Raw genomic sequence first — 14,787 nt, 5'->3', positions numbered from 1 at the left:
GCCCTAGCTGCCTTCGCGCCAGGCCCGCCACAGTCGTGCGTAGCGGCCGCCCAGGGCCACCAACTCCTCGTGCGTCCCCTGCTCCACGACGCGTCCCGCGTCCAGTACGGCGATCCGGTCCGCCGCCATCGCCTGGGTGAGCCGGTGTGCCACGAACAGCGTGGTCCGGCCCGCGCAGGCGGCGAGCACGGCCCGTTCCAGCTCGGCCGCGCCCTCGCTGCCCGCCTCCGCCGTGGACTCGTCGAGCACCACGACGGGCGTGCGGCCCAGCACCAGCCGGGCCAGGGCGATGTGGGCGACCTTGGTGACGTCGAGGCGTTCGCCGCCCTCGCCGACCAGGGTGTTCAGCCCCTCGGGCAGCGCGTCGACCCATCCGTCGGCGCCGACCGTGCGCAGGGCGTCCCTCAGCTGGGCGTCGGTCGCCTCCGGTGCGGCCAGGCGCAGGTCCTCGGCGAGCGGACCGGAGAAGACGTGCGTCTCCTGCGTCAGGATGCTGACCAGGGCCCGCGCCCCGGCCTCGTCGAGACCGGCGAGGTCGATGGACCCCATGCGCACCGATCCGGCCTGCGGGGTGCCGATGCCGGCGATCAGCGCGGCCAGGGTGGACTTGCCCGCGCCCGTCGCCCCGACCAGCGCGAGCGAGGTGCCGGCCGGGATCGTGAGGTCGACGTCCCGGACGACCGGATCCTCGGAGTCGGGATAGCGGAACGTCAGCCCGCGCACGGTCACCTGCACCGGGTCCGGCGGGTCCGCCGCCCGCGCCGCGGCCAGGGCGCCCACCAGCCGGTCCTCCGCGTCCTCTTCCAGTACACCGACCAGGCGGGTCAGGCTCGCGCCCGACTTCTGCGCCTCGTCGAAGGTGAACATGATGGAGCCGAGCGGGGTGAAGAGGCGGTGGAACAGCAGGGGGGCCGCGGAGACCTCGCCGAGGCTGGCGGCGTCGGCCTCCAGCAGGGCGTACCCCACCACGATGATCAGGACCAGTCCGATGAACTCGGCGCGGTTCTCCCGGCCGACGAAGCGGCCGAAGAGCCGGAACACCTCGATGCCGAGTTCGCGCACCCGCCACGACTCGTGGGTGACCTTCTCGCGGACGGCCCCTTCGAGGCGGTACGCCCGGACCGTGTCTATCCCGTTCAGCCCGCTGATCAGGGCCTGCGCACGGTCGGCCTGGGCCGCCCGCTGCTTCTGGTAGAGCGGGGCGGAGCGGGGCAGGTACCAGCGCAGGGCCAGCCCGTACGCGGGCAGCGCGCAGGCACCGGCCAGTCCGAGCCGCCAGTCGAGGCCGAACATGCCGAGCGTGGCGATGACGACCAGCACCCCCGCCGAGAACACGGTGGGGACGGCCGTCCTGATGCCCTTGGACAGCACGGCCACGTCGTCGCCGACCCGGGAGAGCACGTCTCCCCGGCCGACCTGCTCGATCCGGGCGCTCGGCATCCCCAGCACCGCCCGGACGGCGCCTTCGCGCAGCCGGGCGAGCAGGTCCGCGCCGAGGCGCCCGATGAGGTAGGTCGACAGGGCGGTGGCCGCCGCACCGAGCAACGCGGCGGCCACCATCAACACCCCGGTCGTGACCAGGATCGAGCGCGGTCCGCCCGCGACCACCCCGTCGACGACCCGGCCGAGCAGGAGCAGCGGGAGCACCTGGAGGGCCGCCCCCGCCACCGTGGTGAACACGGTGGCGAAGGTCAGCCACGGCACCTCGCGGCAGTGCGCCGTGACCCAGCGGGTGGCCTCGCGTCCGGTCGTGGTGCGCAGGGTCGACGGGGCGACGCGCGTGGCGGTGGTGCTCACACTTAACCGACCGACTTGACGAGTTCGTCGATCGCGTACGGCAGGGAGAGCAGGGTGCCCTGGGACATGGCCGCGCCGACGGCCGGGCCCTCGCTGTCCAGGAGGTAGGAGACCTTGCCGTTCTTGACCGCGTTCAGGTTGGTGAACAGCTGGAACTTCTTCAGCGCTTCCTGGTCCGCCTTGTCGGCGATGACGAAGATGCGGTCGACGTCGACTAGGTCCATGCGCTCCGGGGAGAGCGTGGTGTAGAACTTGCCGTCCGCGATCTTGTCGATCTCGGTCTGGCCCTTGTAGCCGATGCCCGTCACCAGCCGGCCGCGCACGTCGGTGGTGGTGAACGGGGCCACCGAGTCCTTGTACCAAGACAGGGGGACGGCGGTCTGGTTCGCGAAGTCGGGGTGCGCCTTCTTGGCCGTGTCGAGCTTTTCCTGGATGCCCTTCACCAGCTCGGTGCCCTTGGCCTCCTGGCCGAGCGCCTTGGCGATGTGGACGGCGTTGTCCTGCCAGGGAGCGCTGAACGGCTCCTTCTCGGCCTTGGTGCGGCCCACCGTCGGGGCGATCTTGGAGAGCTTCTCGTAGCCGGCCTGGTCGATCTCGGAGTACACGGCGATGATCAGGTCCGGCCGCAGGGCCGCGATCTTCTCGTAGTTCGGGCCGGCGTCACCGTTGTTCATGACGACCTCGGGGCGGGCGTCCCCCCACTTCTCCTTCACCCACGGCCACTGGGTGTTGATGTCGGGGGAGGTGCCCGGTGGGTTCGGGTACTGGTCGACCATGCCGACCGGCTTGATGCCGAACGCCAGGATGGCCTGGTCGTCGGTGTACCCGACCGAGACGACCCGCTTGGGGGCCTTCTCGACCTTGGTCGATCCGAAGGCGTGCTCCACGGTGACGGGGAAGGTGCCCCCGGCGGCCGGGGCGCCGTCGCTCTTCTTGTCGGCCTGGTCCGCCGAATCGGAACCGCATCCGGCCAGGAGGCCGACACCGAGGGTCGCGGCGGACACTCCTGCCGCCAGCCGCTGCCAGGGCTTCATACGTGTCGTTCGATGGAAAAGCATCCGAAATCCCTTGCTTTCGTGCCGTCCATTGCAGTTCCGCCCGAGGGCAGCCAAACCCTACCGCGCTCAAGTGAGGCTAGCCTAGCCTTACTTGCAACGTAACTTTGTTTGATCTAAGGGGTGTTCACGTGGGCGCGCCCGATGGGCACGATGAGCGGTCGGTCGCCCACCGGGTCGTCGATCACCTTGGCGCGCAGCCCGAACGCCTCGTACAACAGCTCGGCGGTGATCACGTCACGGGGGTGCCCCTGCGCAAGGATCGAACCGGCCTTCATCACGATGAGGTTGTCGCTGTAGCGCGTGGCCAGGTTGAGGTCGTGCAGCACCAGGACCACGGTGCATCCCGACTCGTGCAGGTCGTCCACGAGGTCGAGCACGTCGATCGCGTGCGCCAGGTCCAGATAGGTGGTCGGCTCGTCCAGGAGCAGCAGGTCGGTGCCCTGGGCCAGCGTCATCGAGATCCAGACCCGCTGCCGCTGCCCGCCGGACAGCGCGTCGACCGGGCGGTCGGCCAGGTCGGACACCCCGGTCATGGCCAGGGCCCGCGCCACGACGTCGGCGTCGTCGGAGGACCACTGCCGCAGCCAACTCTGGTGCGGATGGCGGCCCCTGGCGACGAGGTCGGCCACCGTGAGCCCCTCGGGCGCCACCGGCGCCTGCGGCAGCAGGCCGAGCTTCTTGGCCACGTCCCTGGTCCTGAGCCGGCCGATGTCCTCGCCGTCCAGCACGACCGATCCGCTGGTCGGCTTGAGCAGCCGGGACAAGGTCCGCAACAGGGTCGACTTCCCGCACCCGTTGGAGCCGATGATCGTGGTGATCACCCGGGGTGGGATCGACACGTGGAGGTCGTCGATGACGACCCGGCCGCCGTACCCGACGGTGACCCCTCTGGCCGCCAGCCGTACGACCTCGCCCCCGTCCGACTCGATCCCGGCGATCTGCGATACGGCCACAACTCCCCCTGCGGTAGGCATGTCTGAAGGGTCCGGTGTCTGGTGTCTGGTGTCTGGTGTCTGAGCGTCTGGTGTCCGAGGGCCTGCGGGGACGCCGGCTAGCGGAGGTTGGCCCGCACCAGCAGATGGATGAGGAAGGGACCGCCGATCACCGCGGTCACCACGCCGACCGGGAGGGTGATCGGCAGTGCCGTACGAGCGACCAGGTCCGCGCCGATCAGCAGCAGGGCTCCGACCATCCCGGAGGCCGCCATCGGCGGTGTCGGGCACTTCGCGAGCCGCATCGCCACCTGCGGCGCCACCAGCGCGACGAACGGGACCGGGCCGGCCGCGCTCACCGCCACGCCGGCGAGCAGCACGGCGCACAGCAGCAGCACCGCGCGCACCCTCGTGTACCGGACGCCCAGGCCCGCGGCCACGTCGTCACCGAGGTGCAGCGGTTTGAACTGGAACGCGACCACCGTCACGACGACCATCAGGGCGAGGGTGCACCACAGCGCCACGCCCACGTCGTCCCACGACCGGTTGTCCAACGAGCCGACCAGCCAGGCCTGGGCCCGGGCCACGTCCCTGATGTCGGCCGTGACCAGCAGCCAGGTCGTGACCGCCTCCATCACGGCGCTCACCGAAATGCCGATGAGGATGAGCCGGAAGCCGTCGATCCCGCGCCGCCACGCCAGGAAGTACACGAGGAGCCCCGTGCCGAGCCCGCCCGCGAGCGCCGCCCCGGACAGGCCCACGGAGCTGACGACCGCCGCGGCGGTCCCGCCCGACACCGTCACCAGGAACACCGCGACCGCGCTGGCGCCCCCGGTGATCCCCAGGATGTCCGGGCTGGCCAGCGGATTGCGCGCGATCGACTGGGTGATCGCCCCGGACACCCCGAGCGCGACGCCCACGACGAGCCCGGCCAGGGCGCGCGGCATCCGTAGGTCCATGATGACGAACTGGTCGACCTGCTCGCCGCCGCCCACGACCGTGGCGATCACCCGCGACAGGCCGATCGGGAAGTCCCCCACTCCGATGGACACGCAGAACACGAGGAAGGTCGCCGCCGCCAGCAGCAGCGTGACGCACACGACCCACGGCCGCCACACGAACGAGACGGGGCCGAGCCGCACGCCCGGCGTCACTGGCGCCAATGCCTTCACCTCGGTCACCTCGGTTCCGGTCATGCGCTCTTGAACTTTCCGCGCCACACCAGGGCCGCGAAGAACGGGGCTCCGAGGAGGGCCACGACGACCCCCGCGTCCAACTCCCCCGGCCGCACCAGCAGGCGCCCCGCTATGTCGCAGACCAGCAGGACGACGGCGCCGAGCAGGCCCGCGTACGGCACCAGCCAGCGGTAGTCCGGTCCGGTCAGGTACCGGGCCATGTGGGCCACCATCAGGCCGAGGAAGGCGATGGGGCCGCACGCCGCCGTAGCGGCTCCCGCGAGCAGGGTGATGGCGGCGATGCCGATGGTCCGGCTGAGCACGATGTTCACCCCCAGCCCCCGCGCGACGTCGTCGCCGAGGTTGAGCAGGTTCAGGGCGGGCAGCGTGATCAGCGCGAGCACCAACCCGACGGCGATGAACGCGATCACCGGCCAGATGACGTCGAACCCGACACCGGCCACGGAGCCCGCGTTCCAGAACCGCAGGGCGTTCAGCGAGGCCTTGTCGGACAGCGCGACCGCCGTGGTCATCGCGGCGAGGAACACCGTGACCCCTTGTCCGGCCAGCGCGAGGGTCAGCGGGTTTCCGGCCCCCCGGCCGATGCTCGCCAGTCCGAAGACGACGACGCCGGCGGCCGCGGCCCCCAGGAAGGCGAACCAGACGTACTGGAACGGGTTGGCGAACCCGAACAGGGCGATCACCAGCACCACCGCGAAGGAGGCACCGGAGTTCACGCCCAGCAGACCGGTGTCGGCGATCGGATTGCGCGTGTACCCCTGGATCAGCGCCCCGCCGACCCCCAGGGCCACGCCCGCCGCGACCGCGAGCACCGTGCGCGGCACCCGTACGGTCCGCACGATCAGCCGTATCTCGGTGAGCCGCTGGTCGGGGTCCGGCGCCGCCGATAACCCGCGCCACACCTCAGCGGGAGTCAGCGCCCGCGCGCCGACGGCCAACGAGACCACCACGGCGGCCAGGAGGACCAGCACCAGGGTGACCGAGCCCACGACCCGCCGCCGGCGGGCCTCCGCTACGCCCCTGGGCACGGGGCGTTCCACTGCAATCGTGCCCATGTCGCTCTACGTCATCCCTTCGTCCACCGCCCGGACGGGTCGGCACGCCGACGCAACCGCGACCGAAACTTAGGCAAAGCTAAGCTGATCCTCTGGCGCGCTGTCGATAGACAAAACGGGCACGCGGGAGTGAGGGGCCGCCAACTCGCCCCTAAATATGCACTGTTGATCGATTAGATTAGCCTAACCTTACTTGACTTGATCGGTGCCGCACAAACGCGCCCCGGTCCATGGCCGGGGCGCGCTGCGGTCCGCGAGGAGTCCGGGCCGTCAGGTGTGCAGGCGGCTGTTGGGGCCGTCCTGGTCCCCGGCGCTCTCGTCGTTGAACCAGTAGTCCCCGGCCGCCAGGTACCGGAAGGAATGCGTGCTCTTGCTGGGCAGCTCGACGGTCACGGCGCGCTTGCCGTCCTTGCGTCGGGCCAGGGTGTGGACACCGGGCTGCCAGTCGTTGAAGTCGCCCACCACGCTGACCGGTCCCGGCGGGGTGTCGACGGGCAGGATGAAGGTGACCTCGGTGTGGTCCTTGCGCAGTTTGCGCTCCAGCATGGTGAGCTCCTGACAACGACAGTGGGGGTGGTACGCCGCCCATAGTCGGCGGCGGACGCACCGGACGCATCCCGGCGCCGCCACTCCCACCACGGACCCACCACATCGAGTGACCCGCGGGCACGCAATGTCACCCTGCGTGTCGAGGCTCCCGGGATACCGTCCCTCCGCTCCCGTCAAGGTACGAATGGCCGGGACTACGGCCTCGTCCCGCCTCCGGGCACGGTGGATATCGACCTTCCTGCGCGAGAGCAGGAGCGAATCGCCGTCCGTACCGGAGGCATCCATGTTCCGCCGCGCAGGGGCCTTCGTGACCCGTCACCCCCGACTCGTCCTCGTCGGCGCGCTCGTCTTCCTCGTCCTGTCCGTCGTTTTCGGCATGGATGCGACCGGACGGCTGAAGACGCAGGGGTACGACGATCCGCGGTCCGAGTCCAGCCGCGCCGCGCACCTGGCCGCCGAGCGCCTGGGCGCCTCCCCGAACCTGGTCCTGGTAGCGGAGAGCGGCAGCGGCTTGGTGGACGGCCCGGCCGCCCGCAGCGCGGGCGCGCAGCTGACCGGAAGGCTCGCCGCGCAGCCGCACGTGAGCGCCGTGGCCTCGTACTGGACCGGCGGCGCGGCGGAGCTGCGCAGCCGCGACGGCCGCGCCGCGATGCTGGTCGCCCACGTGGACGGCGAGGGGGAGGAACTCGCGGCGCGGGCCGAGCGGCTGCGCGCGGAGCTGACCACCCCGGCCGGCGCCGACAAGACCCTGGCGGTGCACGTCGGGGGGAGCGCCCTCGTCGACGCCGAGCTCCAGGACATCTCGGAGTCCGACCTGAAGCGGGCCGAGGCCGTCGTCCTGCCGGGCACCCTGATCCTGCTGGTCCTGGTGTTCGGCAGTGTGGTCGCCGCGGCCCTGCCCCTGCTGATCGGGGTCCTCTCCATCGCCGGGACGCTGCTGGTCCTGAGCCTCCTCGGCCGCGTCACCGACGTGTCCGTCTTCGCGCTGAACCTCACCACGGCGCTCGGCCTGGGCCTGGGCATCGACTACGGGCTGCTGGTCGTCTCGCGGTTCCGGGAGGAGCTCGCCGCCGGATTCCTGCCGAGCACCGCCGCCGTACGGACCGTCCGCACCGCGGGCCACACCATCGCCTTCAGCGCCGCCACGGTCTGCGCCGCGCTCGCCACGCTGCTGGTGTTCCCGCCGTACTTCCTGCGCTCCTTCGCCTACGCGGGCATCGCCGTGGTGGCGATCGCGGCGGTGAGCGCCATGACCGTACTGCCCGCCCTGCTCGCGCTGCTCGGGAAGCGGGTGAACGCCTGGGCCGTGCCGTGGCGCCGCGCGGTCCGCTCCGGCTCCCGGTCCGGATTCTGGGAGGGGCTGGCGCAGATCGTCGTACGCCGCCCGCTGATCGCGGCACTGCCGGTGATCGGCCTGCTGGTGCTGCTCGCCGCGCCCTTCGCGCACGCCGAATTCGCCACCCCCGACGACCGGGCGCTGCCGCCCGGCGCGTCCAGCCGGCAGGCCGGTGACCTGGTGCGCGACCGGTTCGACATGAAGGGCTCCGGCGCGCTGACGGTCGTCACCACGGGCAACGCCGCTCCGCCGGAGCGGGTGGAGTACGCCCGCCGCCTGTCCGCGTTCCCACAGGTCGCCCAGGTCGCCGGACCCGACGGCGGCTTCCGGTACGGGGAGCGGGCAGCGGTGTCCGTGCCGGCCTCGGCCACCACCCGGCCCGCCGGGGACGGCCCGGTCCAGCTCTCCGTGGTGCCGCTGGTCGACCCCCAGTCGCACGCCGCCCAGCAGCTCGTCCACGACGTCCGTGCGGTCCCCGCCCCCGCGGGTACCGAGGTACTCGTCGGCGGACCGAGCGCGGTCCTGGTCGACGCCAAGGCCACCGTGGGCGACCGGATCCCGCTGGCGCTCGCACTGATCTCGCTCACCACCTTCGCGCTGCTGCTGGGCTTCACGCGCAGCCTGCTGCTGCCGCTGAAGGCCATCGCGCTGAACGCGCTGAGCCTCGCGGCCGTCCTCGGCGCCATGGTGTGGGTCTTCCAGTCGGGTCATCTCCACCAGCTGCTCGACTTCACGCCGGGACCCCTCAGCACGACCATGCCGGTGCTGCTGTTCTGCATCGTCTTCGGGCTCTCGGTGGACTACGAGGTGTTCGTCCTCGCGCGCATCAAGGAGGCGCACGAGGCCGGGCAGGACAACGCCCGCTCGATCGTCACGGGCATGGCCCGCACGGGCGGCATCGTCACCACCGCCGGCGCGCTGCTCGCCTTCACCCTCCTGAGCTTCGGCACCTCGCAGGTGTCCCTCTTGCAGTTCTTCGGGATCGGCGCGGGCCTCGGCGTCCTCCTCGACGCCACGCTCGTCCGGGGTGTCCTCGTACCGGCGCTCATGCGCCTGGCGGGCGGCCTGAACTGGTGGGTGCCGCGTCCCCTCCGGCCCAAGGAGCCGCTCCCGGCGTCCCGTCCGCCCCCGGCGCCCGTCCGCAGGTGTCCCACGGCCCGGCCCGCCCTGCGGACCCCGGCCCGCGCGCGCCACTGACCGCCGTCGCCCACCCGCCGCCCCTCCCCTACCCGTCCCCTCCCGTACCCCCGTCTCACCCCCCTCTCACCCCCCTCTCACGGCAAGGAAGAACTCCCATGACCGACATCGCCATCACCGGACTCGGCTGCCGCTTCCCGGGCGCTCCCGACATCAGCGCCTACTGGAAGCTCCTGCTGAGCGGGGAACGACAGTTCTCCGCCGTGCCGAAGGAGCGCTGGAACCATGAGACCTTCCACGAACCCGGCAATCCCTCCGCACCCCACGCCGCGTACACCGACCAGGTCGCCTTCCTGGACGACGTGGACCGCTTCGACGCCCTGCACTACGGCGTACCGCCCGCTCGCGCCCGGGCCATGGACCCGCAGCACCGGCTGCTGCTGGACGTCACCCGCGAGGCCCTGGACGACGCGGGGCTGGGCCGGGGCGACTTCGACCGGGAGAACACCGGGGTCTTCTGCGGAATGTCGGTGTCCGACTACAAGGACCTGATGTCGGCCCCCATCCGGGCCATCGCCCTGGCGGAGGACGCGCGGCAAGCCGCGGCGGACCCCGGCGACCTCCTCGACGCCGTCAAGGACCACGCGGGATCGCTCGGCACCGTACAGGCCTTCAGTCTGCCGGGGAGCCTGCTCAACATGGCCCCCGGCACCGTCAGCCGGCACTTCGACCTCGGCGGGCCCAGCTTCGCCGTCGACGCCGCCTGCTCCGGCTCGCTCGTCGCCCTGGACCAGGCCATGGCCCAACTGCGCCAGGGCAGCTGCCGGATCGCCGTCGTCGGCGGCGTGTACCTGAACCTCACGCCCGACAGCCTGATCGGTTTCTCCACGCTCCGGGCGCTGTCCGCCACCGGGGTGTGCCGCCCCTTCGACGAGGGGGCCGACGGTTTCGTCCTCGGTGAGGGCGCGGGCGCCGTCGTCGTACGGCCGCTCGCCGATGCGCTCGCCGCGGGCGACCGGGTCTACGCGGTGATCAAGGGCATCGGCTCGGCCAACGACGGCGCGTCCCCCGGGCCGTTGGCGCCCGCTCCCGAAGGCCAGCTGCGCGCCATGCGCCGGGCCTACGACGACGCGGGGGTCGCCCCGTCCACGGTCGGTTTCCTGGAGGCCCACGGGACCGGTACCGCCACCGGCGACCGCGCCGAGGTCGAGGCGCTGCGCCGGCTGCGCACCGAGTACCCCGACGACGACCCCTCGCTGTGCTACGTCGGCGCGGGCAAGGCCCTCATCGGACACTCGTTGTCCGCCGCGGGCATCGCCGGACTGATCAAGACGGCCCTGGTCGTCCACCACCGGACGATCGTTCCGCAGCCGCGGACCGCCCCGCACCGGGGCCTGGGCATCGACGCCGCGGGCCTGCGCCTCGCCGACGCCCCGCGGCCGTTTCCGGACTCCAGCGCTCCGCGCCGGGCCGCCGTCAGCTCGTTCGGCTTCGGCGGGACGAACGTCCACGTGGTTCTGGAGGAGCGGCCCGCCCCCGCCCCTGCCCCTGCCCCCACCCTCGCCCCCACCCCTGCTACCGGCCGTCTCCCGGAACGCACCGGGGAGACCGGGGCCGCCCCGGACACCGGTCCTCAGCTCGTCCTGCTCTCGGCCGGCAGTCCGGAGCTCCTGGACCGGCACATCGGCGAGGTTCTCGACGCACTCGACACGCCGGACCCCGCCCCGCTGGCAGCCGTGGCCCACACCCTCGGCTCCCGCCGGCCGCTGACGGCCCGGCTCGCGATCGTGGCCGACGACACGGAGGCCTTCGTCCGGCGGCTGCGCCGCGCCCGCGAGCAGCTCGTCGAGGGCGACCGGGGCGACCTGGGGGACGACGCCTTCGCCGCCGACGCCCCGCTGCCGGCCGAGCGGCGCCGGCTCGCCTTCCTCTTCCCCGGTCAGGGGAGCCAGCGGCCCGGCATGATGCGGGACCTCCACGAGCGGTTCCCCGGCTTCCGGGCGACCGTCGACGGCCTCGGCGCCGCGGCCCGCGAAGCCACCGGCTTCGACATCGGCGACCTGCTGTACGGGGAGGCGGCGACCGCCGAGGGCGACGCCGAGGAGACCGGGCGCCGGCTCTCCTCCACCGAGGTGTGCCAGCCGCTGCTCGGGACCGTCCAGATCGCCGCCACCCGGCTCCTCGCCGGCTTCGGCGTCGCTCCCCACCTGGTCCTCGGCCACAGCGTCGGGGAGTTCGCCGCGGCCGCTGCGGCCGGCGCCCTCACCGACGAGGACACCGTGCGGCTGCTGGTGCGCCGGGGCGCGACCCTGCGGGAGGCCGAGAGCGGCCTGCGCGGCGGGATGCTCGCCGTACAGACCGACAAGGAGACCTGCCGCCGGCTGGTGAACGGCATCGACGACGTGTGGCTCGCCTGCTTCAACCAGCCGCGGCAGGTCGTGGTCAGCGGCACGCCGCACGGACTTGACGCCATGCGCCAGGCCTGTGCCGAGGCGGGGGTCGTCACGGTGGCGCTCGACGTGTCGAACGCCTTCCACTCGCCGCGGCTCGCCGCCGCGGACGAGAAGATGCGCACGGACCTCGCCGAGCGCCCCGTCAACAGCCCCGTCCTCCCGTTCGTCTCCTCCGTGAACGCGGAGGTCTGCACCGACCCCGAGCGGTTGCGCGAGCTGTGGGCCCGGCACGCGTCCGCGCCGGTCCAGTTCGGCGATGCCGTGCGCACCGCCTACGACCAGGGGGCCCGTGTCTTCCTCCAGGTGACCGGCGGCAATTCGCTCCTGACCTCGGTCCGCCGCAACCTCACCGACCACGGCGACGTCCACGTCGTCCCCGTCGCCGGGGCGGCGCCGGACGGCGGCCGGAGCTTCGTACGGGCCCTCGCCCGGCTCGCGGTCCTGGGCGCCCCGGTCGACCCGCGCCCCCTGGTTCCCCAGGAGGAGCGCCGACTGCTCGACCTGCCGGTGGCGAAGCTCGCCACCCAGTCCTACTGGATGCCCCGCCGGCGCCCGGGGGCGACGGGCACCTCCGCCCCCTCCCACCGGCCCCGGGCCCAGTCCCGGCCCGTACCCCCCGAGGAGACCACGATGAACGCCTCGCCGCTCCACCCGATGGACGAACTGATCCGGCTGGTCCAGCAGCAGACGGCGCTGCTCGCCCGCCTCGCCGAAACCCTCCCCGGGCCGAACCCGGCCACGGAGGCCGCGCTGCTGGCCCGCCTCGCCGAAACCCGCCCCGAGCCGAACCCGGCCGCGCAGGCCGCCGCCCCGGCGGCGGCCGAAACCACCCCGGTACCCCCGGCCGAGCCCGACGCGCCCGACGCGCCCGACACCGAGGAACCCCCGCCGGCCGGGGACCCCACCACGGTCACGGAGTCCGTGCTCGCACACGTGGCCCGGGTCAGCGCCTTCCCGATCGCCCACCTGCGCGACGACCAGCTGCTGATCGACGACCTCGGTTTCGACTCGCTGATGCTGACCGACCTGTTCTCCTCCCTCAAGCGGCAGTGGCCGCAGTGGACCCGCGACGAAACGGCCACCGACCGGCCGACCGTCGGAGGGATCGCCGCGATGATCGTGCGCTGCTGCGGCGACTCCGTACCGGCGGCCCCCGTCCCCGTCCCCGTCCCCGTCCCCGTCCCCGAGCAGCGTTCCGGAACCGAGGGGACCCCGGCACCGCCGCCCGCCGACCCGCCCGCCCCCGAAGCCTGCGCCCCGCCGACGGCCACGGACCCGGCCGCCACCCCGCTGCCCGAGCAGCACACACGGATCGAGTGCTTCCCGGAGGTCACCGCCCACACCGAACGCGTCGCCGCCCTCTCCGAGCTGGGGCTGGCCAATCCCTACTTCCTCGTCCACGAGGGCGCGCTGACGGACACCACCGTCATCGACGGCCGGGAACTCCTCTCCTTCTCCAGCTACAACTACCTGGGCATGGCGACCCACCCGCAGGTGAACGAGGCGGCCCACGAGGCGATAGAGCGCTGCGGCACCTCGGTCTCCGCCAGCCGGCTGCTCTCCGGCAGCCGCCCGCTCCACCTGGAACTCGAGAGCGAGATCGCCGACCTGCTCGGATGCGAAGCGGCGGTCACCCTGGCCAACGGCCATGCCACCAACGTCACCGTGATCGGCCACCTCGTCGGGCCCGGGGACCTCATCGTCCACGACTCCCTCGCGCACGACAGCATCCTGCAGGGGTGCAGGCTCTCCGGCGCGACCCGGCGGCCCTTCCCCCACAACGACGCCACCGCACTCGACGCCCTGCTGACGCAGGTCCGCGACCAGTACCGGCGGGTGCTCGTCGTCGTCGAGGGCGTCTACAGCATGGACGGGGACATCGCCGACCTGCCCGCCCTCGTCGACGTCAAGCGCCGGCACGGCGCGCTGCTGATGATCGACGAGGCGCACAGCATCGGAACGATCGGCCGGACCGGCCGCGGCATCGGCGAGTACTACGGCATCGACCGCGCGGCGGTCGACCTGTGGTCGGGCACGCTGTCGAAGGCGCTGGCGAGCTGCGGCGGCTACGTCGCGGGGAGCCGCCCGGTCGTGGAGTACCTGCGCTACACCGTGCCGGGCTTCGTCTACAGCGCCGGAATGACCCCGGCCGACACCGCGGCCTCGCTGACCGCCCTGCGCATGCTGCGCGCCGAGCCGCAGCGGGTGGCCCGGCTCTCGGAGAACGCGGCCCTCTTCGTCCACCTCGCGCGCGAGGCGGGCATCAACACCGGGGACAGCCATGACACGCCGGTCGTGCCGTGCATCGTCGGGGACTCGCTGAAGACCCTGCGGCTCGCGGAGGCCCTGTTCCAGCAGGGCATCAGCGTGAACCCCATCCTCCATCCGGCCGTACCGGAGGAGCTGGCACGGCTGCGGTTCTTCATCACGTACGACCACACGCCCGGCCAGATCCGCCGGGCCGTGGCCGCGCTGGCGCGCGAGCTGCTGCTCCTCGACTCGGACAAGGACCTGGTCTCATGACCGCCGCCACCGTGGACGCCGCCTTCCGGCCGATCGCGGCGGGCCGGGTCCACCGGTGGGGCGGGGCCCTCCTGATCGTGGCCCGGGCCCGCGAGCTCCGGCAGGTGCCGCCGCTCTCACCGGCCGAGCGGCGCGTGGTCCGCGCGCTGCCGACCTGGCGGCAGGCCGAGTGGACGGCCGGTCGGCTGCTCGCCAAGCAGCTGGTGGGCGAGGTGGTCCCGGCGCCGGCGGACTGCGTGGAGATCCTCCCGCGGGACGACGGCAGTCCCCGCATCGTGGTCGGTGGCAGCCCGGTGGTCGCGCTGCACGTCTCCATCAGCCACACCACCGGGTACGTCGCCGCGGCCCTCGCGCCGGAACCGGTCGGGGTGGACCTGTGCGAGCTCGCCTCGGCCGACGCCGTACGCCGGGTCGCGGACCACTTCCTGTCGCCCGGGGAGCGCTGCCTCATCGACGGGGAGCGGCCCGACGCCGTGGCCGGGGCCTGGGCGCTGAAGGAGGCCGCGGTCAAGGCCGACCGGAGCGGGGTCTTCGGCGCCGCTCCGCGCGGCATCCCGATCCTCGGCCTCCGGCCGCCCGTCCTCGGCGGACGGCGCCGCGCGATGGTGTGGCGGACGGACGGCGCGGCGCTCGCCCTCGTCCTGGCGCACCCGGTGGCCGGGTGCCCCGCGTGACGGAACTGCGTTGGTGCTCCTTGCCCGGCTGGATGATCCTGGTCAAAGGAGCGCCTGGCCGTGCACGTCCCCGTGGG

At 72.8% G+C, this 14,787-nt stretch carries 9 protein-coding genes; 3 read left to right on the top strand and 6 right to left on the bottom strand.

Annotated features, from left to right (window positions below; genetic code table 11):
* Positions 1–3: 3 nt before the first annotated feature.
* The 6 genes from OG594_RS16095 to OG594_RS16070 form a co-directional block, all read right to left on the bottom strand.
* Positions 4–1,797, bottom strand: a complete 1,794-nt coding sequence (locus OG594_RS16095) for an ABC transporter ATP-binding protein (RefSeq protein WP_266599409.1) — start codon at positions 1,795–1,797, stop codon at positions 4–6.
* A gap of 2 nt (positions 1,798–1,799) precedes the next feature.
* A complete protein-coding gene (locus OG594_RS16090; RefSeq protein WP_266599407.1) occupies positions 1,800–2,855 on the bottom strand; it encodes an iron-siderophore ABC transporter substrate-binding protein in 1,056 nt (351 codons plus the stop codon).
* Between the two features lie 113 nt (positions 2,856–2,968).
* Entirely contained in the window at positions 2,969–3,829 is an 861-nt protein-coding gene (locus OG594_RS16085) for an ABC transporter ATP-binding protein (protein ID WP_266599405.1), read from the bottom strand.
* 77 nt (positions 3,830–3,906) lie between these two features.
* The gene (locus tag OG594_RS16080) at positions 3,907–4,983 is read right to left on the bottom strand and encodes an iron chelate uptake ABC transporter family permease subunit (RefSeq protein ID WP_266599403.1); all 1,077 of its coding nucleotides are present in this window, start codon (positions 4,981–4,983) and stop codon (positions 3,907–3,909) included.
* Positions 4,980–6,038 (bottom strand): iron ABC transporter permease, encoded by a 1,059-nt coding sequence (locus OG594_RS16075; RefSeq protein WP_266599401.1) that lies wholly within the window; start codon positions 6,036–6,038, stop codon positions 4,980–4,982. Before OG594_RS16075 ends, OG594_RS16080 begins: the two co-directional genes overlap by 4 nt.
* A gap of 270 nt (positions 6,039–6,308) precedes the next feature.
* Positions 6,309–6,584, bottom strand: coding sequence for an isoamylase early set domain-containing protein (locus OG594_RS16070; protein ID WP_030009921.1), 276 nt, complete (start codon positions 6,582–6,584; stop codon positions 6,309–6,311).
* A 310-nt stretch (positions 6,585–6,894) separates the two neighbouring features.
* On the opposite strand from OG594_RS16070, the gene OG594_RS16065 reads away from it, so the two are divergent.
* From OG594_RS16065 to OG594_RS16055, 3 genes are all read left to right on the top strand, one after another.
* Positions 6,895–9,120: an MMPL family transporter gene (locus tag OG594_RS16065; RefSeq protein ID WP_266599398.1), complete on the top strand. Its 2,226-nt coding sequence runs from the start codon at positions 6,895–6,897 to the stop codon at positions 9,118–9,120.
* Between the two features lie 98 nt (positions 9,121–9,218).
* Complete coding sequence (locus tag OG594_RS16060) at positions 9,219–14,036, top strand: type I polyketide synthase (RefSeq protein ID WP_266599396.1); 4,818 nt, start codon at positions 9,219–9,221, stop codon at positions 14,034–14,036.
* A complete protein-coding gene (locus OG594_RS16055; RefSeq protein WP_266599394.1) occupies positions 14,033–14,710 on the top strand; it encodes a 4'-phosphopantetheinyl transferase superfamily protein in 678 nt (225 codons plus the stop codon). Before OG594_RS16060 ends, OG594_RS16055 begins: the two co-directional genes overlap by 4 nt.
* Positions 14,711–14,787 lie beyond the last annotated feature (77 nt).

The sequence above is a fragment of the Streptomyces sp. NBC_01214 genome (assembly GCF_026340975.1).
GTDB lineage: Bacteria > Actinomycetota > Actinomycetes > Streptomycetales > Streptomycetaceae > Streptomyces.
Note: the sequence above shows the minus strand (reverse complement) of the source record. Positions and strands in the feature narration are given on the sequence as shown.